Here is a 19,484-nt window from a genome sequence, read left to right on the forward strand (position 1 = left end):
CCATGGCCAACGCCCTCGACCGCATCCGGGTGGGCTCGGCCCCCGATTCCTGGGGAGTCTGGTTCCCCGACGATCCGCGGCAGGTGCCCTGGCAGCGCTTCCTCGACGAGGTCGCCGGCGCCGGCTACTCCTGGATCGAGCTGGGACCGTACGGCTATCTGCCCACCGACCCGGCCCGCCTCACCGACGAGTTGCACCGGCGGGACCTGAGGGTGTCGGCCGGCACGGTCTTCACCGGCATGCACCGCGGCCCGTCCGTCTGGGAGTCCACCTGGGAGCACGTCGGCCAGGTCGCGGCGCTCACCCGGGACATGGGGGCGAAGCACCTCGTCGTCATCCCCTCCTTCTGGCGGGACGACAAGACCGCCGAGATCCTCGAGCCGCCGGAGTTGACCAACGAGCAGTGGGCCCACCTCACCAAGGGCATGGAGCGGCTCGGCCACGAGGTCAAGGAGGTCTACGGCCTCGACATCGTCGTCCACCCGCACGCCGACACGCACATCGACACCGAGGGCCATGTCGAGCGGTTCCTCGACTCCACCGACTCCGAACTCGTCAACCTCTGCCTGGACACCGGTCACTACGCCTACTGCGGAGGCGACAGCGTCAAGCTGATCGAGACCTACGGCGAGCGGATCGGCTATCTGCACCTCAAGCAGGTCGACCCGGAGATCCTCGCCGACGTCGTGAAGAACGAGGTGCCGTTCGGCCCGGCGGTGCAGCGCGGGGTGATGTGCGAACCGCCCTGCGGAGTACCCGAGTTGGAGCCCGTACTGGTCGCGGCACAGCGGCTCGGCGTGGAACTGTTCGCCATCGTCGAGCAGGACATGTACCCCTGCGAGCCCGACAAGCCGCTGCCCATCGCGGTGCGCACCCGGCAGTTCCTGCGCTCCTGCGGGGCCTGACACGACGCCCGCGCGTCACCGCCGACAGGCGGCGGCGCGCGGGCGCTCCTATCGTGGAATGACCGACTCCTGGGGGCAGCCGACGTCGGGAGTACGCCCATGTCGCACATGCCAGCACGACTGCGCAGGGGGGCCGTCGCCGCCACCGCGGTGGGGACGCTGGTGACGCCGGCCGCGGGCTGGGCCGCCGCCCCGCCGCCGTCGGCCGCCTCCGCCGCCCCGGCGCAGCCCTCGCCCTCCGTCTCGGGTGACGAGGTCCGCGAGCTCACGCCCGCCGTGCGGCGGCAACTCGACACGGCCGTGCAGGGCGTGATGCGGGAGGCGAACGTCCCCGGGGTCGTCGTCGGGCTGTGGACACCGGACAAGGGCCGGTACGTGAGGTCCTTCGGCGTCGCCGACAAGGCGACCGGCCGGCCGATGTCCTCCGACCTGTACATGCGGATCGGCAGCGAGACGAAGACGTTCACCGTGACGGCGCTGCTGGAACTGGTCGACCAGGGCAAGGCCGGGCTGGACGACACGATCGACAAGTACGTCGACGGCGTGCCGAACGGCGACCGGATCACCCTGCGCGAGCTGGCCGGCATGCGCAGCGGACTGTTCAACTACTCCGAGGACGACGGCTTCTTCAAGGCGCTGACCTCGGATCCGCAACGGCCGTTCACCCCGCAGCAACTGCTCGACTACGCCTTCGGCCATCCCGTGCTGTTCCCACCGGGGGCGAAGTTCGACTACAGCAACACCAACCTGATCCTGCTCGGTCTGGTCGTCGAGCGGATCAGCGGCCTCTCGCTCGCGGACTACATCCACCAGAACGTGCTGGGCCCGGCCGGCCTCGACCACACCCTGTTCCCCGCCGGCGACGAGTTCCCGAGGCCGCACGCGCAGGGGTACACCGACCAGACCGCGACCGGCCGGGTCGAGGACGCGGCGGACTGGAACCCGTCCTGGGGCTGGGCGGCCGGCGCGATGATCTCCGACCTGGACGACCTGCGGGTCTGGGCGCGCACGGTCGCCACGGGACAACTGCCCGACGGACGCACCCTGATCAGCCCCGCCACCCAGAAGCAGCGGCTCACCACACCCCCGACGCCCATCCCGGGCGCCGGATACGGCCTCGGCGTCTTCGACGTCCAGGGCTGGATCGGCCACAACGGCTCCCTGCCCGGCTACGAGTCCCTCACCGTCTACCTCCCGGCGGCCCGGGCGACCCTCGTCGTGCTGCTGAACACCGACATCGACCACAGGGGGACCGAACCCAGCACCCTCTTCGGACAGGCCGTCACCAGGATCGTCTCCCCGGACCACGTTTTCGACCTGCCCGCGGAACCGGCGGCGCGGTGAGGACGTTGAAGAGGGTGACGGGGTGTTGCCACCGCGACGGGGAGGACCGGATGAACGGCGAGTCGAAGAACGAGGGCACACAGGCCACGCAGGCCACAGAGGGCACACAGGACACCGCCGAGGCCGGCGCGCGCCGGTCCCGGTTCGGGGCGCTGCCCGAGCCCGTGCGGCTGGAGGACACGGTGGAGGAACGACCGGCCACCCGGCCGGACCCGGCGCGCGACGCCTACAATCCGGACGAGTGGATGGTGCGTTACTGCCTGTGAGGCCTGAGGGTCCAAGGGCCTGAGGGCCCGCTCAGGCGCCGCGGACCTCCGCGATGGTCACCGGCCGGTGCTCGTGCAGCGACAGGGTGCAGGCCTCCGCGATCCAGCCGGCCTCCAGGGCGTCCGCGATCGTGCAGGGCGAGGGACGGGTACCGGCGACGACCTCGGTGAACGCGGTGAGTTCGGCGCGGTAGGCGTCGGTGAAGCGGTCCATGAAGAAGTCGTGCGGGGTGCCGGCCGGGAAGGTCACACCGGGCTCGACGGAGCGCAGCGGGAGCTTGTCGTCCAGGCCGACGGCGATGGAGTCCGTGAAGCCGTGCAGCTCCATCCGGACGTCGTAACCGCGGGCGTTGTGACGGCTGTTGGAGATCACCGCGATCGTGCCGTCGTCGAGGGTGAGGATCGCGCCGGTGGTGTCGGCGTCGCCCGCCTCCTTGATGTACTCGGCGCCCCGGTTGCCGCCGACCGCGTACACCTCGGTCACCTCGCGGCCGGTCACCCAGCGGATGATGTCGAAGTCGTGCACGGAGCAGTCGCGGAAGATACCGCCGGAGGCGGCGACGTACGCGGCCGGGGGCGGGGCCGGGTCCAGCGTCGTCGAGCGGACCGTGTGCAGCTTGCCCAGCTCACCGGCCTGTACGGCGGCCCGCGCGGCCACGAAGCCGACGTCGAAGCGGCGGTTGTAGCCGATCTGGACCGGTACGTCGCTGCCCTCGACGGCCCGCAGCACCTCGACGCCCTCCCGCATGGTGCGGGCGACGGGCTTCTCGCAGAAGACGGGTACGCCGGCCTCCACGCCGGCCACGATCAGGGCGGGATGGGCGTCGGTGGCCGCGGCCACCACGAGAGCGTCCACCCCGGCGGCCAGGACCGCCTCGGGCGAGTCCGCGACCTCGGCCCCGAACCGGTCGGCGGCGGCCTTGGCCGCGTCCGCCACGGGGTCGGCGACGACGAGGGACTCGACGGCGTCGAGCCCGGAGAGGGTCTCGGCGTGGAAGGCGCCGATGCGGCCGAGGCCGAGGATTCCGATACGCATGCCGGTGCAGCTCCTAAGGTGCGGGGGGGTGCGGGGGTGCCAAGGGGGCTAGTCGAGGCCGCCGAGGACGTTCTGGTCCCAGTCGATCACCGAACCGGTGACCACGCCGGACCGGTCGGACAGCAGGAGGACCACGAAGTCGGCGATCTCGTCCGGCTGGCCGAGCTTGCCCATCGGCAGCCGGGACGCGGCCTGTTCCCGCCAGTCGTCACCGGCGCCGTGGAAGGCCCGCTGCGTCGCGTCCTCGCCCTCGGTGGCGGTCCAGCCGATGTTCAGGCCGTTGATCCGGATCCGGTCCCAGCGGTGGGCGTGCGCCGCGTTGCGGGTCAGGCCGGCCAGGCCGGCCTTGGCGGCGACGTACGGCGCGAGGAAGGGCTGCCCGCCGTGCGCCGAGGAGGTGATGATGTTGACGATCGTGCCGGGGGCCTTACGGGCCACCATGTCGGCGACGGCCGCCTGCATGGCGAAGAACGGTCCCTTGAGGTTGATCGCGATGTGCTGGTCGAACAGTTCGGGCGTGGTGTCCAGCAGAGTGCCCCGGGAGGTCAGGCCCGCCGAGTTGACCAGGCAGTCCACCCGGCCGCGGGCGTCGACGACCTCCGCGACGGCGGCCTTGGCCTGCTCGGCGTCCGCGAGGTCGGCGCGTACGTACAGGGCCTCGGCGCCGGCCGCCGCGAGCTCGGCCACCAGGGCCTCGCCCGGCTCGGGGCGCCGCCCGGTGACGGCCACGACCGCCCCCTCGCGGACCGCGGCCCGCGCGATCGCGGCACCCACCCCCTGGCTGCCCCCGTTGACCAGCACGACCTTGCCGTCGAGAAGTCCCATGTGTGTCCTCAGCTCTCGCGTCGCTCGGCACCGGCGCGCAGCTCCGCGCGAAGCGCCTGTGGGGTCCATTGCGCACTGAGCGCCCGCCGGACGAGGTCCGCCTGCGAGGGCGGGGCCAGTCCGTCCACCGGCGGGTCGCTGTCGAGGTTGGTGGGGAAGGGGTAGCCCTCGGCGCTCGCCGCGACGACGTGCTCCAGCCAGGCCTCGCCGACGCCCTCCGCCTTCCGCTTCAGCAGCACCGGGTACAGCGCGTTCACCACCGCCTCCCGGTCGACGGTCTCCATCGCGCGCCCGAAGGCCGAGGACACCTGGAGGAGATTGGCCGTGCGCCGGACGTCCGTGGTGCGGTTCGGGCCGGCCGCGTGGAACAGCGCCGGGTTGAAGAAGGCCGCGTCGCCCTTGGCCAGGGGCAGCTGGACGTGGTGGGCCTCGAAGTAGGCCTGGAACGCGGGCAGCCGCCAGGCCAGGTAGCCGGGCTCGTACGCCTGCGAGTACGGCAGGTACAGCGTCGGCCCGGACTCGACCGGCATGTCGCAGTGGGCGACGGCACCCTGGAGGGTGAGCACCGGGGAGAGCCGGTGCACGTGCGCCGGGTACGCGGCGGCGGCCTCGGCCGTGAGGAAGCCCAGGTGGTAGTCGCGGTGCACGGTCTGGGCGGCGCCGCCGGGGTTGACCACGTTGACCTGGGAGGTGACCTGGTAGCCGGGGCCCAGCCAGGCCCTCGACACCAGGGCCAGGATGTCGTTGGCGTAGTAGTCGGCGAACGCCTCGGGGTCGTACAGCGCCGCCTTCTCCAGCGCGTTCCACACCCGGTCGTTGGCGCCCGGCCGGGCGAAGTGGTCCCCGCCGCCCGCGCCCGAGGCCCGCTGCTCGGCGATCAGCGCGTCGAACACGGCCGTGGCCCGGTCGACGACCGCCGGATCCGGGAAGGCGCCCTGGAAGACCACGATGCCGGGACCGTCGGTCAGCGCGCGGACCAGCTCGGCCCGCACGGCGTGGTGGTCCCCGGCCGCCCGCAGCCGCTCGCTGTCGTAGACGAGGACGTTGTGCTCCACCCTCGCGGCGAGCGGGTAGTCGGCGGGGTCCGTGGTGCGCTCCACGAGAGCGCGGAAGGCGTCGAGATCGCAGTCCTGCTCGGACAGCCAGGCGGGGCCTGTTGCGGAGGCGAGGGACATCGGTGTCCTTCCTTCGGTCACGGGAGCGAGCCGGCCCTTCGGCCAGGGGAGCGAGCCGGCTCCGGGGGCGACACGCGGCTCTGTCATTCTTGTCAGTACAAACCCCTCGAACAACCAGCACGAGGCCATCAAAAACCCCTCAAGGAGCCGAGGAGTCCCCGTCATGGGCCATCCCTTCCCGATACGTGAGATCGCACGTCAGGCCGGTCTCAGCGAGGCCACGGTGGACCGCGTGCTGAACGGCAGGGGAGGCGTGCGGCAGAGCACCGCGCAGGAGGTGCGCCGGGCCATCGCGGACCTGGACCGGCAGCGCACCCAGGTCCGGCTGGTCGGCAGGACCTTCATGGTCGACATCGTGATGCAGTCACCCGAGCGCTTCAGCACGGCCGTGCGCGCCGCCCTGGAGGCCGAACTGCCGGCCCTGCACCCGGCGGTGCTCCGCTCCCGGTTCCACTTCCGGGAGACCGGGCCGGTGCGGGAACTGGTCGCCACCCTGGACCGGATCGTCCGGCGCGGCTCGCAGGGCGTGATCCTCAAGGCCCCCGACGTCCCCGAGGTCACCGCCGCCGTCGGACGGCTGGCCGCGGCCGGGATCCCGGTCGTCACCCTGGTCACCGACCTGCCCGCCAGCGGCCGGCTCGGCTACGTCGGCATCGACAACCGGGCGGCCGGGGCCACCGCCGCCTACCTGATGGGCCAGTGGCTCGGCGACCGGCCCGGCAACGTCCTCACCAGCCTCAGCAGCGGCTTCTTCCGCAACGAGGAGGAGCGGGAGATGGGCTTCCGCAGCGCCATGCGGGCCCGGTACCCCGAGCGCGCGCTGGTGGAGCTCGCGGAGGGGCAGGGGCTGGACGCCACCCAGTACGACCTGGTGCGGGCCGCCCTGGAACGGGACCCGGAGATCCGCGCGGTGTACTCGATCGGCGGCGGCAACATCGCCACGCTGCGGGCCTTCGCGGACCTCGGCCGCCCGTGCGCCGTGTTCGTCGCGCACGACCTCGACCAGGACAACACCGGTCTGCTGCGCGAGCACCGCCTGTCCGCCGTGCTCCACCACGACCTGCGCCACGACCTGCGCGAGGCCTGCCACCTGGTGATGCGCGCCCACGGCGCCCTGCCCCCGGCAGGGCCCACCCTGCCGTCGGCGATCCAGGTCGTCACGCCCTACAACATGCCCGTGCAGACAGCGAGTTGAAGGGGGCGCAGTGACGCGCGCCGAGCGGACCGAACAGATGGAGCACGTGGAGATCGAGGGCGTCCCCCTGGTCGCGACCCTCGTGCGGGGCGGCGACAGGGGCGGCGACGTAGGACTGCTGGCCCTGCACGGCAGCAACGAGGGCGGCACGGCCGAACTCGCGCACCTCGTGGCCCGCCGCTGCGGCGCCACCAGCCTGGTCTTCACCCAGCCGGGGACCCCGCGGCCCGTGCACATCCCGTCCCCGCGCATGGCCGTGGACCACTGCGCGCTCCTGCGCGCGTTCCTGGCCCGGGTCTCCCTCACGGTCTCCCTGCACGGCCACATGCGCCCCGAGGCCCCCCGCACCGTCTTCCTGGGCGGCGGCAACCGCGACGCGGCGCTCGTCCTCGCCCGGGAACTCAGGGCCTGTTCTGAGTTCCCCGCCTGCGCCCCGACGCCCGGCACGCACGCTCGCCGCACGGTGTCGCAGGACAGGTGGCTCCGCCACATGACCTGCGACACCGCACGCCGATCGCACGCACCGAACGCCGCTGCGCCCGCGCTCCGCGCGGACGACGGGGAACTCAGAACAGGCCCTGGCGCCCTCGCCCCCGGGTTCCAGGTCGTCACGCACGTCCCGGAGATTCCGGCCGGCCTGCGCGGGCTGCATCCCAGGAACCCGGTGAACCTCACCCGCCGGGCGGGAGTCCAGGTGGAACTGCCGCTCCTGGCCCGCACCAGCGGCCCGGCGAAACGGGACGGCGTCCCCGACGAACCCCCGCCACCGGTGATCGAGGCGCTGGTCGCCGGGGTCGGCCGCCTCACCGCGGGCCCGGACGGTCAGGGACCGGCCACCTCCACCCAGGAGCCGCTCTGAGCCGACCGCACCATGGCGTCCAGCGCCTCCGCACTGTGCACGGCGTCCGCGAGCGTCGCACCGTACGGCTTGCCCTCGGCGACCGAGCGCAGGAACCGGGCGGCCTCGACGACCTTCAGGTCGTCGTAGCCCATGGCGTTGGCGGCGCCCGGCTGGAACGCCCCGAACTCGCCGTCGCCGGGACCGACGTAGACGGTGCTGACGGGCTGGTCCTGGTAGGCCGTGCCGCGGCTGACACGGAGTTCGCCCATGCGGCGGAAGTCCCAGAAGACCGCTCCCCGGGTGCCGTGCACGTCGAAGCCGTAGTTGTTCTGCTCGCCGACCGAGACCCGGCAGGCCTCCAGGACACCGCGGGCGCCGGAGGCGAAGCGGAGCAGGCAGTTGACGTAGTCCTCGTTCTCGACCGGGCCGAGTTCGCCGCCGGTGGCCCGGGTGTGGCCGGCGGTGGCGCCGGTGGGACGGGCGCGTTCGGGTACGAAGACGGCCGTGTCGGCGGTCAGGGACGCGATGTCGCCGAGGAGGTACCGGGCGAGGTCCACGCCGTGCGAGGCGAGGTCGCCCAGGACTCCGCTGCCGCCCCGCTCCCGCTCGTACCGCCAGGTCAGCGCACCTTCGGGATGAGCGGCATAGTCGCTGAAGAGGCGGACGCGGGCGTGGGTGACGGTGCCGATCCCGCCGGAGGCGATCAGGTCGCGGGCGGTCTCGACGGCGGGCGCGTTGCGGTAGTTGAAGCCCACCGCGCCGCGCACACCCGCCTTCGCCACCGCGCCGGCGACCGCACGGGCGTCGTCGGCGGTCAGGCCCACGGGTTTCTCGATCCAGATGTGCTTGCCGGCCTCGGCCATCGCGACACCGATCCGGCGGTGCAGGAAGTTCGGCGCGGTGATGCTGACCGCCTGCACCCGGGGGTCGGCGGCCACCTCGCGCCAGTCCCGGGTGGCGGAGGCGAACCCGAACCGCTCGGCGGCCTCCTCGGCCCGGCCCGGCACCTCCTCGGCGACCGCGACCAGCTCAGGCCTGAGGCCCAGCCGCGGATAGTGGTGCGGGAGACGGGCGTACGCCTGGGTGTGCACCCGGCCCATCCAGCCGAACCCGACGACCGCGACCCCCAGCGTCTCCACCATGACAGCCCTTCTTTGGACCGGTCCATTTTCTGTCCAGGCCACCCTGAGCGGGCCTCTCCCGCGTGTCAACCCCTTTGACAGCTCGGCAGCCGCATGGAACGGTCCACGGCATGAGAGCGCCGACCATCCGCGACGTGGCCGAACGGGCCGGCGTGTCCAAGTCCCTGGTCTCGCTGGTGCTGCGCGGCTCCGGTCAGGTGCGCCCGGAGAAGCGGGAGGCCGTGCTGCGGGCCGTACGGGAACTCGGCTACCGGCCGAACGCCGCCGCACGCAGCCTCAGCGAACAGCGCACACGCACGGTCGGGGTGCTCCTCAACGACCTCCGCAACCCCTGGTACGTCGACCTCCTCGACGGCCTCAACCCGCTGCTGCACGCGGCGGGCCTGCACATGCTGCTCGCCGACGCCCGCCTGAACCGTCGCGGCGGCCACGACCTGACCGGCCCGTTCCTGGACCTCGGCGTCGACGGCCTGGTGGTCGTCGGCACCCTGCCCGACCCGGACGTTCTCACCGCGGTCGCCGAGCGGCTGCCCGTCGTCGTCGCGGGCGCCCGCGAGCCGGTGCTGCCCGGCGTCGACATCGTGGCCGGGGACGACGAGCAGGGCGCCCGGCTGGTCACCGAGCACCTCATCGGGCTCGGCCACCGCCGCATCGCGCACCTCGCCGGCTACGGCGCCGTCGCTGAGCTGCGCCGCCGCGGCTTCGAGGCGACGATGCGGGAGCACGGGCTCGCCGACCGGGCGGCGGTGGAGCCGGGCGACCTCACCGAAGAGGGCGGCTACCGCGCCGCCGTACGGCTGCTCAGCCGCCCGGAGCGGCCCACCGCACTCCTCGCCGTGAACGACATCGCCTCCGTCGGCGCGCTGTCCGCCGCCGGGGAGCTGGGGCTGCGGGTGCCCGGGGACGTGTCCGTGACCGGCTACGACAACACCAGCATCGCCCGGCTGCGCCACGTCTGGCTGACCACCGTCGACACCGCCCCGCACGAGGTCGGCCGCCGTGCCGCCCGCTGCCTCCTGGACCGGCTCGGCGGGGGCGGGGGAGCGGGCGGCGTCCACCTGGCCGCGCCGGCGCTGCGGATCCGGGGGACGACGGCGGCGCCCTGGGCCGTCACAGGTTGATCGCGTACACCTTCCGCAACGTCTCGTGGACCGTCCACGTCGTACGGTCGCCCGCGCGCAGCACCGCCATGTCGCCGGGCCCGACCCGGAGCGTGGGCCCGCCCTCGACCTCGATCGTGGCCGAGCCGCCGAGCACCACGAACAGTTCGTCCGCCTCGGTGTCCGTGACCACGCCAGGGGTGATCTGCCAGATGCCGCGGAGCTGCCTGCCGTCCGCCGACTCCCAGACCACCTTTGAGGTCACCTCGGGTGTGCCGGAGAGGATCTGCTCCGGGTCGAGAGGCTCGGGTTCGAGCTCGGCGTCGGGGACGTGCAGGGCGAAGCTGTGGGTCATGGCGGCGACCCTAGCCGGGGGGTACGACGCCCGGGCGTGGACACAGTGTGGGGGATCGGCGCGGCCCGGACGACGGTTCGTCGCGGCCACCGTGCGGTGGCGGGGCGCCTCGGAGCGGGTGATCGTTGGGAGCACCGCACTTGTGAGCCCGCGAAGAGAGCAGCCCATGACGGACCCCGCGGAGCCCGTGCCCCGGCGAGGGGCGCACGACCGCCGGTCCATGCTGCTGTTCGGCGGGGTGTACGGCGCCGTGGTCGCCAGCGCCATGGTGGCGGCGCTCACCGAGTACGGGCGCTTCAGCCGGGCCGACCGGCGCTACGACGCCGCGTGGCTGCTGGTGACCGCGCTGGCCTCCGCCCTGGCGCACGGCTACGCCCACTACATCGCCGAGCGCGGCCCCAGCCGGCGCGGGGAGGCCCTGCGCGCTCTCGCCGCCGAGTGGCCCCTGGTCGTCGCCATGCTGCCCAGCGCCCTGATCCTCGCGGGCGCGGGCTGGGGCTGGTGGCCGACGAGGAGCGTCGAGTACGCGGCGTTCCTCCTCAACACCGTTCTGCTGTTCTCCCTGGGCCTGGCCTCGGCGAGGTCCGCGGGCCGCAGATGGTTCTTCGCGGTGGCCACCGGGGTGGGGGACGCGTTGATCGGGGTGTTCGTGGTGGTGGCCAACGCGATCATCAAATAGCGGGCCTTCGTGTCAATATGTTGCTTATGGCCCATATGACCGGTGTCCGTGCGATGTCGCTGTGCGCCGCCGCCCTGCTCGCCGTGGCCCTCCAGACGCCGGCGGTGCCGGCCGCCGAGCGCCCCGGCCGGGCCTGCGTCGCAGGCGGGCAGAGCACCGACGACCGGGCGCGGCGGGTGAGCGACATCGTGCGCAAGGCCCAGCGGGAGCTCGATCTCAAGGCCGTACTGGTCCGGGTCACGGTGAACGGCGGCGAGGTGGTCACCGACGCGACCGGTGAGTCGATGGCCGGCGTCCCGGCCACGCCGGACATGCACTTCCGCTCCGGTGCGGTCGCCTTCGCCTACCTCACCACCGTGCTGCTCCAGCTCGTCGACGAGGGCCGGGTGGGCCTCGACGAACCGGTCTCCCGCCGGCTGCCCGGCCTGCCGCACGGCGACGGGATCACGCTGCGGATGCTCGGCGACTCGACCTCCGGCCTGCACGACTACGTCACCGACCCGGCGTTCGTGAAGCGGTTCTACGCCGACCCCTTCCGCCAGTGGACCCCGCGCGAGTTGCTCGCGTACTCGCTCAGCCACCCGCTGTGGTACGAGCCGGGCTCGAACTGGAGCTACTCGCACGCCAACTTCGTCCTCCTCGGCCAGGCCCTGGAGAAGATCACCGGCACCCCGCTGGACCGGCTGCTGCGCGAGCGCGTCCTGGACCCGCTGGGGCTGAGCGGGACCGCCAACGGCTTCACCCCAGAGATCCCGTCGCCCGTGCTGCACGCCTACGACGCCGAACGCGGCAGGTACGAGGAGTCCACCTTCTGGAACCCGTCCTGGACCACCGCCCCGGGCGCCGTCCTCACCAGCGACATCTGCGACCTGGCGCGCTCGGCCCGGGGCATCGGCTCGGGGGAACTCCTCTCCCGGCACTCCCACCAGGTGCAGCTCGACCCCGGTACCCCCGGCCTCGGCACCCCGACCGCGGGCTGTCCCGCCACCGTGTGCCTGAAGCAGACCGACGCCCTCCACTTCGGGATGGGCGTGATCGTGAGCAACGGCTGGGTGGTGCAGAACCCGTCCTTCGCCGGTTTCGCGGCGGTGCAGGCGTACGAGCCCGACGAGAAGCTCGCCATCGCCGTGTCCACGACCGTGGGACAGAAGGCGCCGCAGGGCAACACCGCCCAGACGATCACCGCCCGCATCGCGGCCGCCCTGGCGCCGGACCACCCCCTCGACCTGCCCTGACCTCGGCAGGCGGCCCGCACCCCGGCCACGACAGCAGCACCCGTACGGGTGCGGTAGGGTTGACCTGCGCGATCACGCGGGCCACCCGCGTGACACCGCACCGGGACGTGGCGCAGCTTGGTAGCGCACTTGACTGGGGGTCAAGGGGTCGCAGGTTCAAATCCTGTCGTCCCGACGGTGCGAGGGTCCTCGCGGACGGAAGTCCGCGGGGGCCTTTTCGTTTGCCGGGACTCTCAGGCGCCCTCGGCCCGGTCCGCCCACAGCCCCCGTACATGGCCCAGATGCCGGGTCATGACCTCGCGTACCGCCTTCTCGTCGCGGGCCAGCAGGGCGTCGAGCAGTTCGAGGTGTTCCTCGGCGGAGGCCAGCAGGCGGCCCGCCTCCAGCAGAGCGGTGAGACCGTAGAGGCGGGAGCGTCCGCGCAGGTCGGCGACCACCTCGACCAGGTGGGTGTTGCCGGCCAGGGCGAGCAGGCCGAGGTGGAAGCGGGTGTCGGCCTCGACGTACGCGATGAGGTCGCCCGCCGCCGCGGCGGTGACGATCTCCCGGGCGGCCGGCCGCAGCGCCTCCAGCCGGGCGCGGTCCGCGGTGCCGGTCAGGGCGACCACGGTGGGGATCTCGATGAGCGCGCGGACCTGCGTGTACTCGTCGAGCTGCCGGTCGGAGACGGCGGTGACCCTGAAGCCCTTGTTGGGGACCGCGTCGACCAGGCCCTCCTTGGCCAGGTCGAGCATCGCCTCCCGCACCGGTGTCGCGGAGACACCGAAGCGGGCGGCCAGGGAGGGGGCCGAATAGACCTCGCCGGGCCGCAGTTCACCCGCGATCAGCGCGGCCCGCAGCGCGTCGGCGACCCGCTCCCGGTAGCTGCTGCGCCTGCCGCCCAGCCGGGGGAGTGCGGGGGTCTCGGCGGCCGGGGCCGGCTGCTGCGGCTGCTGTGCCATGTCACGCATCACCGGGGGAGTCTAGGGGAGGCTGGAGGAGGCTAGAGGACGAAGCCCGCGGGGAACGGGTCCGTGGGGTCGAGCAGGTACTGGGCCGTGCCCGTGATCCAGGCGCGGCCCGTGAAGCTCGGCAGCACGGCCGGGATCCCGGCGACCTCGGTCGTGCCGAGCAGCCGGCCGGTGAACCGGGTGCCGATGAAGGACTCGTTCACGAACTCGGTGTGCAAAGGGAGTTCGCCCCGCGCATGCAGCTGCGCCATGCGCGCGCTGGTGCCGGTGCCGCAGGGCGAGCGGTCGAACCAGCCGGGGTGGATGGCCATCGCGTGCCGGGAGTGGCGGGCGGTGGCGCCGGGCGCGTACAGGTGGACGTGGTGGCAGCCGCGGATGGACGGGTCCTCGGGGTGGACCGGCTCCTCCTCGCCGTTGACGGCCTCCATCAGGGACAGGCCGGCGGCGAGGATCTCGTCCTTGCGGGCGCGGTCGAAGGGCAGGCCGAACTCCTCCAGCGGCAGGATGGCGTAGAAGTTGCCGCCGTAGGCGAGGTCGTAGGTCACCGTCCGCCCGTCGGCGAGCACGGCCTTGCGGTCCAGGCCGACGGAGAAGGACGGCACATTGCGCAACGTGACGTTCCGGGCGGCACCGTCCTCGACCGCCACCTCGGCGACGACCAGCCCGGCCGGGGTGTCCAGGCGGATGGTGGTGACCGGCTCGACGACCTCCACCATGCCGGTCTCCACCAGCACGGTCGCCACGCCGATGGTGCCGTGCCCGCACATCGGCAGATAGCCGGAGACCTCGATGTAGACCACGCCCCAGTCGCAGTCGGGCCGGGTCGGCGGCTGCAGGACCGCGCCGCTCATCGCGGAGTGCCCGCGCGGCTCGTTCATCAGCAACTGCTTGATGTCGTCACGGTGTTCACGGAAGTACAGTCGCCGCTCGTTCATCGTCGCGCCGGGGATCGTGCCGATCCCGCCGGTGATCACCCGGGTGGGCATGCCCTCGGTGTGCGAGTCGACGGCGTGCAGGACGAGCTTGCTGCGCATGATCGGACTCCTCCTAGGCCAGGCCCGCCGCGACGGCCTTCTCGGTGGCCGCCCGGACGGCGGCCTCCTGCTCGGACGTCAGCGGCATGCGCGGCGGCCGCACGGGACCGCCGTACCGCCCCACGACATCCATGGACAGCTTGATCGCCTGCACGAACTCCGTGCGCGAGTCCCAGCGCAGCAGCGGGTGCAGCTGCCGGTAGAGCCGCTCGGCCGTGGCGAGGTCGCCGCCGGTGGCCGCGTGGTAGAGCTCGACGCAGGCGGTGGGCAGCGCGTTCGGGTAGCCGGCCACCCAGCCCTTGGCGCCGGCGATCGCCAGCTCCAGCAGCACATCGTCGGCCCCGATCAACAGATCCAGTTCCGGGGCGAGTTCAGCGATGCGATAGGCGCGGCGGACGTCGCCCGAGAACTCCTTCACCCCGTGGATCAGGCCCTCGCCGTGCAGCCGGGCCAGGAGTTCGGGCACGAGGTCGACCTTGGTGTCGATCGGGTTGTTGTACGCCACCACCGGCAGGCCCGCCTTCGCGACGTCCGTGTAGTGGGCGAGCACGGAACGCTCGTCGGCACGGTAGGCGTTGGGCGGCAGCAGCATCACCGCGCCGCAGCCCGCCTCCCGGGCCTGTTCCGCCCAGCGGCGGGCCTCGGCCGAGCCGTAGGCGGCGACGCCCGGCATCACCCGCCGGCCGCCGATCGCGGCGACGGCCGTCTCGACGACCTTGGCGCGCTCGGCGGGGGTGAGCACCTGGTACTCGCCGAGCGAGCCGTTCGGCACCACGCCGTCGCAGCCGTTGTCGACGAGCCAGGCGCAGTGCTCGGCGTACCTGTCGTAGTTCACCGTGAGGTCGTCGTCGAGCGGGAGTGCGGTGGCGACGAGGACGCCGTGCCAGGGGCGGTGATCGGTCATCAGGGTCCTTCCTCGGTGGGGTCATCGCTCTCCCGGGCCAGCACGCCCAGCGGTACGGGCCGGGCGAACGGCCGCCGGGCGGGGGTGGGTTCGCAGCCGGTCAGGCCCGCCACCGCCGGTTCGCACATCCGGCCCTGGCACCAGCCCATCCCGGCCCGGGTGAGCAGCTTCACGGTGCGCGGATCGCCCGCGCCGAGCTCGCGCACGGCCGCGCGGACCTCACCGGCGGTGACCTCCTCGCAGCGGCAGGCCACGGTGCCGTCCGGGACGCGGTCCGGCCAGCGGTCGTCCGGTGCGTACACCGCGTCGACGGCCGCGGAGAACGCCCGCAGACGGGTACGGGACCGGGCCGCCGCCGACCAGGCCGCGGGGTCGGGTTCCCGGCCGTGCAGCCGGGCTGCGGCGGAGCGGCCGGCGATGTGCCCCTCGGCGAGCGCGAGGGCCGCGCCGCCGATGCCGGTGGCCTCGCCGGCCGCCCAGACTCCGGGGACGTCGGTGCGCTGCTCGTCGTCGACGTGCACCCGCCGCCCGTCCAGGGCGCAGCCCAGCGTGTCGGCGAGGTCGGTGTGCGGCAGCATGCCGTGGCCGACCGCGAGGGTGTCGCAGGCCAGGCGGCGCGCACTGCCGGACCTGACCCGGCCGGCGGCGTCCAGGGCGGCGACGGTCACCGCTTCCAGCCGGTCCGCGCCGTGCGCCTCGACGATCGTGTGGCGGGCCAGGAGGCGTGTGCGGTGCCGCAGGAGCCGTACCGCGTACCCGGCGCCCTCGGCGAGTTTGCCGGGCTGCGCGGCGAGCGCCGCCGGGCGGCGGGCCAGCGCCTTCGGGTCGGCGGACTCCACGAGCGCCGTGACGCGTGCGCCCGCCGCCGCGAGACCGGTGGCGACCGGCAGCAGCAGCGGCCCGGTCCCGGCGACGACGGCCGTCCGCCCCGGCAGCACCAGCCCGCCCTTGAGCATGGCCTGCGCACCGCCCGCGGTGACGACTCCGGGCAGCGTCCAGCCCGGGAAGGGCAGTACCACCTCGTGGCCGCCGGTGGCCAGGAGCACCGCGTCGGCCCGCACCACCGCGGGTTCCTCCTGCGCGGGGCCGCGCAGCGCGTGCACGGCGAAACCGGCCGACTGCCGCTCGGCACACCATACATGATGGTCCGTCAGGTGAGTGACGCGTCCCGTCGCTCGATGCCCGTCGAGTCCGTCCCGCAGCCGCTCCCAGGTGCGCCACTGATGGTGCAGCGCGCGGGCGCGGCGCGCGCCGAGGGCGGTGGCGGGCTGCCGGTAGAACTGGCCGCCCGACTCCGGGCCGGCGTCCACCAGAGTGACGTGCACGCCGCGTGCCGCCGCGGCCAGGGTCGCGGCGAGCCCCGCCGGGCCCGCGCCGATCACGGCGAGCCGCACCCGCTCAGCCGTCGTGGCCATCGTGCCCCGTCCCCTCCTGCGTGCGGATGACGTCACCCGGTCGTACGGGCACCAGGCAAGCCCGCTGGTTCGGGCTGCCGTTGACCGTCACCAGGCAGTCGAAGCAGACCCCGATGCCGCAGAACACCCCGCGGGGGCGGCCCTCGCGCCGGGTGGTGCGCCACGCGGTCACCCCTGCTGCCCAGAGCGCGGCGGCGACCGTCTGCCCGGGCAGCGCCTCGACCGGGCGGCCGTCGAAGGTGACCGTGAAGGCGGGGCCGGGCCGTGCTCCGGCCAACTCCAGTGGATTCACGCGGTGTTCACCCCGTTCACCCCGTGCGTCGCGAACCGCTCGGGCCGGAAGGGCGCGAGGTCCAGTTCCGGCGGTGTCCCGGTCAGCGCCTGGGCGATCAAGTGCCCTGTTCCGGTGGCCAGTCCGATGCCCGCGCCCTCGTGCCCGCAGGCGTGCAGCAGCCCGGGCACGCGCGGATCGGGCCCGATCGCGGGCAGGTGATCGGGCAGGTACGGCCTGAAGCCCAGGTACGTCCGCATCGCGCGCACCCGCTGAAGGAACGGGAACAGCCGCGTCGCCCCCGCCGCCAGGGCCCGTACGACAGGCAGCGAGAACGAGCGGTCGAAGCCCACCCGTTCGCGGCTCGCGCCGATGAGCACGGGCCCGGCGGCCGTCCCCTCCACGACCGGTGAGGTCTGCAGCGCGGCCGAGTCGCTGGCCACGTCGGCCACATAGTCCGCGGCGTACACCTTGTGCCGCACCAGCCGGGGCAGCGGCTCGGTGACCAGGACGAAGCCGCGCCTCGGCAGGACGGGGAGGCGCACACCGGCCAGGCGGGCCAGGTCGCCGCCCCAGGTCCCGGCGGCGTTCACCACGGCCGGCGCGTGGACGTCCCCGCGGTCGGTGCGCACGCCGCGCACCGCGCCGCCGGCCGTGCGCAGCACGCCTGTCACCGTCCAGCCGGTGCACAGACGGGCGCCCGAGGCGCGGATCAGGCGGGCGGCGGCCAGCGCCGGCATGACCTGGGCGTCCTGCGGATAGTGCACGGCGCCCGCGAGGCCGGGCGCCAGCTGGGGTTCGAGATCGGGGAGCCGGTCCGCGTCCACGGGCACCGCGGTGACCCCGGCTCCCCGCTGGCCGGCGGCGAAGCCGGCCAGGGCGGTGAGGTCCTCGGGGGTGGAGGCCACCACGAGACCGCCCTTGGGTTCGTACTCGTACGCCGAGCCGTCCTCGCGGGCCAGGTCCGACCACAACCGGGCGGAGAGCAGGGCGAGTTCGAGTTCCGGGCCGGGCTCCTTGTCGGAGACGAGCAGATTGCCCTCGCCCGCGCCGGTCGTGCCGCCGGCCACCGGACCCCGGTCGACGAGGACGACGTCCAGACCCGCCCGCGCCGCGTACAGGGCACAGGCCGCGCCCGTCATCCCGGCGCCGACCACCACGACATCGCAGGTCAGCTGCTTCGCCACGGCAGTACTATGTCACATATCGCTGTCGCTGGGGAGGGTCCGCCGGTGCCGTCTCCGGGCGGCGGTCAGCCGGACGGGCTCGGGGTGGCGGCCGGCGTCTTCCCGGCGAGGACGTCCTTGAGGCGCTGGGTGCCCTGCTGTACCGCGGTCGCGGTGGTGTCGTGGTTCGCGCCGGACGGGCCGCCGTTGGTGACGGTGATGCCGGAGGCGCCGACCCGCACGGCGGCCAGGTCCACCGTGACGGTGACCGGCTTGCCGTCCGCGGTGCCCCGCACCGTGACGGTCAGCCCCTGGCGCTGGTCGCCCGCCGCGGGCAGCGACTTCTTGACGACCTGCACCGTCCGCTTGCCGCCGTCGGAGCCGGTCGCGGTGAACTGGGCGCACTTGTCCGGGAGGCCCTTGACCCAGTCCAGGGACTTCTCCAGTGAGGCCTGGCCGTAGTCGCCGACCTGGTAGAGCAGCCGGGCGTCGCCCTGGGTGAAGCCGGTCAGCGCCGACGCGCCGGGCGGCCGGCCCAGGAGGGTGTCGGAGTACAGGCTGTCGAGCAGCTTCTGGCAGTCGGCGGTGGTCGTCCTGGCGTTGAGGAACGCGGCGACGTCGACGTTCTTGACCATGAGCTTGTCGCGCCAGGTGGAGGCGTTGTTCACCTGCGTCCAGTTCGTCCCCAGGTCGGCCGGCGTGATCAGTGCCGCCCTCGCCCCCGAGCCGGTCAGCGCGGGTGTGGCGGTGGCGGCGGGCGTCGGTGTCCGTTCGGCCGCGGGTGAGGCGGACGCGGTGCCGGACGAGCCGTCCTCGTTGCTCCCGCAGGCCGCCGCGGTCAGCAGGATCCCCGTGGCCAGGACCGGGACGAGGACACGTACGGGACGGGGCGGACGGTTCATCGCGATGGCCTCCTCGGAACGCGGTGCGTCCTCCCACGCCACCATCCCCTGCGGCGGACGGCCATCCGCGCGGCGCCGTTCGGGCGAGGATCGCCACGCGCGGCGTCCGCGGCGCGTTCGGGTGTCGTCACGTCGACCTGCCGTCCGCCGCAGCGGGGGCAGACCGCGTCGGCGAGGGGCGATCGCAGGGCCCGCCCGGCCTCGTCCACGTACTCCTGGGTGTACAGGGAGACCGGGTCGGTGAAGAACACCACCTGGAAGACGGCCTGCCAGACGTGACCGCATCCGGCGCACCCGAACACGAACGTCTCGGGCACGGCTCCGGGAACCGCCCCGGTCACACGGCGCGACTCCTCACCCATCGCGTCCGGCCCCCTTCCACCCGGCGTGCCCGGTCCCAGGCCCTACTACCAGGCCACCGCGCCGACCGCCGTCCGGCAACCCGACCGCCCCGCCCCCATGCCGCGGCCCCCGGGTGTCCCAGGCGTGGACGCCCACTTGACGGCGTCGCGAGCCGGATCGACACTCGCCATGGGAATCCTAGTGAACAGGTAGGGAAACATGAGGCGCCTCGAGACGGTCACCGGCCACGTGAGCCGCACACCGGCCTCACCCCTGCTCACCTCCCGCCGGCACATCGACCTGCTGCGCGTGTGCAGCGCACGATCAGCCCCCTGGCCGGTCTGAGCCGATCCGGGAACCCCGGACCCGCCCGGTACGCCTCGGCGCCCACGGTCCGACGCC

General features: G+C 73.5%; 22 protein-coding genes and 1 tRNA gene. 10 read left to right on the forward strand and 13 right to left on the reverse strand.

The genetic code is table 11. The features are described 5' to 3' along the window. Positions 1-2: 2 nt before the first annotated feature. The 3 genes from ACH45E_RS27680 to ACH45E_RS27690 all read left to right on the forward strand — a co-directional run bounded on the left by ACH45E_RS27680 (position 3) and on the right by ACH45E_RS27690 (position 2,515). Positions 3-905: a sugar phosphate isomerase/epimerase gene (locus ACH45E_RS27680; RefSeq protein WP_361446768.1), complete on the forward strand. Its 903-nt coding sequence runs from the start codon at positions 3-5 to the stop codon at positions 903-905. A 99-nt stretch (positions 906-1,004) separates the two neighbouring features. Next, a complete protein-coding gene (locus ACH45E_RS27685) occupies positions 1,005-2,249 on the forward strand; it encodes a serine hydrolase domain-containing protein (RefSeq protein ID WP_361446770.1) in 1,245 nt (414 codons plus the stop codon). A gap of 50 nt (positions 2,250-2,299) precedes the next feature. Next, a complete protein-coding gene (locus ACH45E_RS27690; RefSeq protein ID WP_361446772.1) occupies positions 2,300-2,515 on the forward strand; it encodes a hypothetical protein in 216 nt (71 codons plus the stop codon). Positions 2,516-2,546: 31 nt separating this feature from the next. Here the strand turns inward: ACH45E_RS27690 and ACH45E_RS27695 are convergent, their stop codons facing one another. Genes ACH45E_RS27695 through ACH45E_RS27705 form a run of 3 tightly spaced genes read right to left on the reverse strand, consistent with a single transcriptional unit; the run spans position 2,547 to position 5,551 of the window. Then, complete coding sequence (locus ACH45E_RS27695; protein WP_361446774.1) at positions 2,547-3,551, reverse strand: Gfo/Idh/MocA family oxidoreductase; 1,005 nt, start codon at positions 3,549-3,551, stop codon at positions 2,547-2,549. Positions 3,552-3,599: 48 nt separating this feature from the next. Beyond that, positions 3,600-4,376: an SDR family oxidoreductase gene (locus tag ACH45E_RS27700; protein WP_361446776.1), complete on the reverse strand. Its 777-nt coding sequence runs from the start codon at positions 4,374-4,376 to the stop codon at positions 3,600-3,602. Positions 4,377-4,384: 8 nt separating this feature from the next. Beyond that, positions 4,385-5,551, reverse strand: a complete 1,167-nt coding sequence (locus tag ACH45E_RS27705; protein WP_361446778.1) for a phytanoyl-CoA dioxygenase family protein — start codon at positions 5,549-5,551, stop codon at positions 4,385-4,387. 163 nt (positions 5,552-5,714) lie between these two features. Between ACH45E_RS27705 and ACH45E_RS27710 the strand changes: the two genes are divergently transcribed. Together ACH45E_RS27710 and ACH45E_RS27715 are read left to right on the forward strand one after the other, a co-directional pair. Beyond that, the gene (locus ACH45E_RS27710; protein WP_361446780.1) at positions 5,715-6,746 is read left to right on the forward strand and encodes a LacI family DNA-binding transcriptional regulator; all 1,032 of its coding nucleotides are present in this window, start codon (positions 5,715-5,717) and stop codon (positions 6,744-6,746) included. Positions 6,747-6,756: 10 nt separating this feature from the next. Further along, on the forward strand, positions 6,757-7,605 hold the full coding sequence (locus tag ACH45E_RS27715; RefSeq protein WP_361446782.1) for a poly-gamma-glutamate hydrolase family protein: 849 nt from the start codon (positions 6,757-6,759) through the stop codon (positions 7,603-7,605). Here the strand turns inward: ACH45E_RS27715 and ACH45E_RS27720 are convergent. Beyond that, positions 7,569-8,729: a Gfo/Idh/MocA family oxidoreductase gene (locus ACH45E_RS27720; protein WP_361446784.1), complete on the reverse strand. Its 1,161-nt coding sequence runs from the start codon at positions 8,727-8,729 to the stop codon at positions 7,569-7,571. The genes ACH45E_RS27715 and ACH45E_RS27720 overlap by 37 nt on opposite strands. Before the next feature lie 110 nt (positions 8,730-8,839). Here ACH45E_RS27720 and ACH45E_RS27725 point away from each other — a divergent pair, with 110 nt between their 5' ends. Further along, complete coding sequence (locus ACH45E_RS27725; protein ID WP_361446786.1) at positions 8,840-9,850, forward strand: LacI family DNA-binding transcriptional regulator; 1,011 nt, start codon at positions 8,840-8,842, stop codon at positions 9,848-9,850. Here ACH45E_RS27725 and ACH45E_RS27730 read toward each other — a convergent pair. Beyond that, a complete protein-coding gene (locus ACH45E_RS27730; protein ID WP_361446788.1) occupies positions 9,840-10,184 on the reverse strand; it encodes a cupin domain-containing protein in 345 nt (114 codons plus the stop codon). The genes ACH45E_RS27725 and ACH45E_RS27730 overlap by 11 nt on opposite strands. A gap of 166 nt (positions 10,185-10,350) precedes the next feature. Between ACH45E_RS27730 and ACH45E_RS27735 the strand changes: the two genes are divergently transcribed. The 3 genes from ACH45E_RS27735 to ACH45E_RS27745 all read left to right on the forward strand — a co-directional run bounded on the left by ACH45E_RS27735 (position 10,351) and on the right by ACH45E_RS27745 (position 12,273). Next, a complete protein-coding gene (locus tag ACH45E_RS27735; RefSeq protein ID WP_361446790.1) occupies positions 10,351-10,863 on the forward strand; it encodes a hypothetical protein in 513 nt (170 codons plus the stop codon). A 26-nt stretch (positions 10,864-10,889) separates the two neighbouring features. Next, positions 10,890-12,098: a serine hydrolase domain-containing protein gene (locus ACH45E_RS27740; RefSeq protein WP_361446792.1), complete on the forward strand. Its 1,209-nt coding sequence runs from the start codon at positions 10,890-10,892 to the stop codon at positions 12,096-12,098. Between the two features lie 101 nt (positions 12,099-12,199). After that, positions 12,200-12,273, forward strand: a tRNA-Pro gene (locus ACH45E_RS27745). Between the two features lie 58 nt (positions 12,274-12,331). Here ACH45E_RS27745 and ACH45E_RS27750 read toward each other — a convergent pair. The 8 genes from ACH45E_RS27750 to ACH45E_RS27785 all read right to left on the reverse strand — a co-directional run bounded on the left by ACH45E_RS27750 (position 12,332) and on the right by ACH45E_RS27785 (position 19,081). Further along, entirely contained in the window at positions 12,332-13,048 is a 717-nt protein-coding gene (locus tag ACH45E_RS27750) for a GntR family transcriptional regulator (RefSeq protein ID WP_361446794.1), read from the reverse strand. Positions 13,049-13,080: 32 nt separating this feature from the next. Then, positions 13,081-14,082 carry a proline racemase family protein gene (locus ACH45E_RS27755; RefSeq protein WP_361446796.1) on the reverse strand — a complete coding sequence of 334 codons (1,002 nt, stop codon included), beginning with the start codon at positions 14,080-14,082 and terminating at the stop codon, positions 13,081-13,083. A gap of 13 nt (positions 14,083-14,095) precedes the next feature. Then, the gene (locus ACH45E_RS27760; RefSeq protein WP_361446798.1) at positions 14,096-14,986 is read right to left on the reverse strand and encodes a dihydrodipicolinate synthase family protein; all 891 of its coding nucleotides are present in this window, start codon (positions 14,984-14,986) and stop codon (positions 14,096-14,098) included. Next, positions 14,986-16,401: an NAD(P)/FAD-dependent oxidoreductase gene (locus ACH45E_RS27765; protein ID WP_361446800.1), complete on the reverse strand. Its 1,416-nt coding sequence runs from the start codon at positions 16,399-16,401 to the stop codon at positions 14,986-14,988. Before ACH45E_RS27765 ends, ACH45E_RS27760 begins: the two co-directional genes overlap by 1 nt. Then, on the reverse strand, positions 16,385-16,693 hold the full coding sequence (locus ACH45E_RS27770; RefSeq protein ID WP_361446802.1) for a (2Fe-2S)-binding protein: 309 nt from the start codon (positions 16,691-16,693) through the stop codon (positions 16,385-16,387). The genes ACH45E_RS27765 and ACH45E_RS27770 overlap by 17 nt, the downstream gene beginning before the upstream one ends. Next, the gene (locus tag ACH45E_RS27775) at positions 16,690-17,859 is read right to left on the reverse strand and encodes an FAD-binding oxidoreductase (protein ID WP_361446804.1); all 1,170 of its coding nucleotides are present in this window, start codon (positions 17,857-17,859) and stop codon (positions 16,690-16,692) included. The genes ACH45E_RS27770 and ACH45E_RS27775 overlap by 4 nt, the downstream gene beginning before the upstream one ends. 65 nt (positions 17,860-17,924) lie before the next feature. Continuing rightward, complete coding sequence (locus ACH45E_RS27780; protein ID WP_361446806.1) at positions 17,925-18,740, reverse strand: hypothetical protein; 816 nt, start codon at positions 18,738-18,740, stop codon at positions 17,925-17,927. After that, the gene (locus tag ACH45E_RS27785; RefSeq protein ID WP_361446808.1) at positions 18,737-19,081 is read right to left on the reverse strand and encodes a hypothetical protein; all 345 of its coding nucleotides are present in this window, start codon (positions 19,079-19,081) and stop codon (positions 18,737-18,739) included. The genes ACH45E_RS27780 and ACH45E_RS27785 overlap by 4 nt, the downstream gene beginning before the upstream one ends. Before the next feature lie 220 nt (positions 19,082-19,301). Between ACH45E_RS27785 and ACH45E_RS27790 the strand changes: the two genes are divergently transcribed. Then, positions 19,302-19,427, forward strand: a complete 126-nt coding sequence (locus ACH45E_RS27790; protein ID WP_361446810.1) for a hypothetical protein — start codon at positions 19,302-19,304, stop codon at positions 19,425-19,427. The last annotated feature ends 57 nt before the right edge of the window (positions 19,428-19,484 follow it).

Source organism: Streptomyces sp. NPDC020299 (genome assembly GCF_044387825.1).
In the GTDB taxonomy this organism is placed as follows: Bacteria; Actinomycetota; Actinomycetes; order Streptomycetales; family Streptomycetaceae; genus Streptomyces.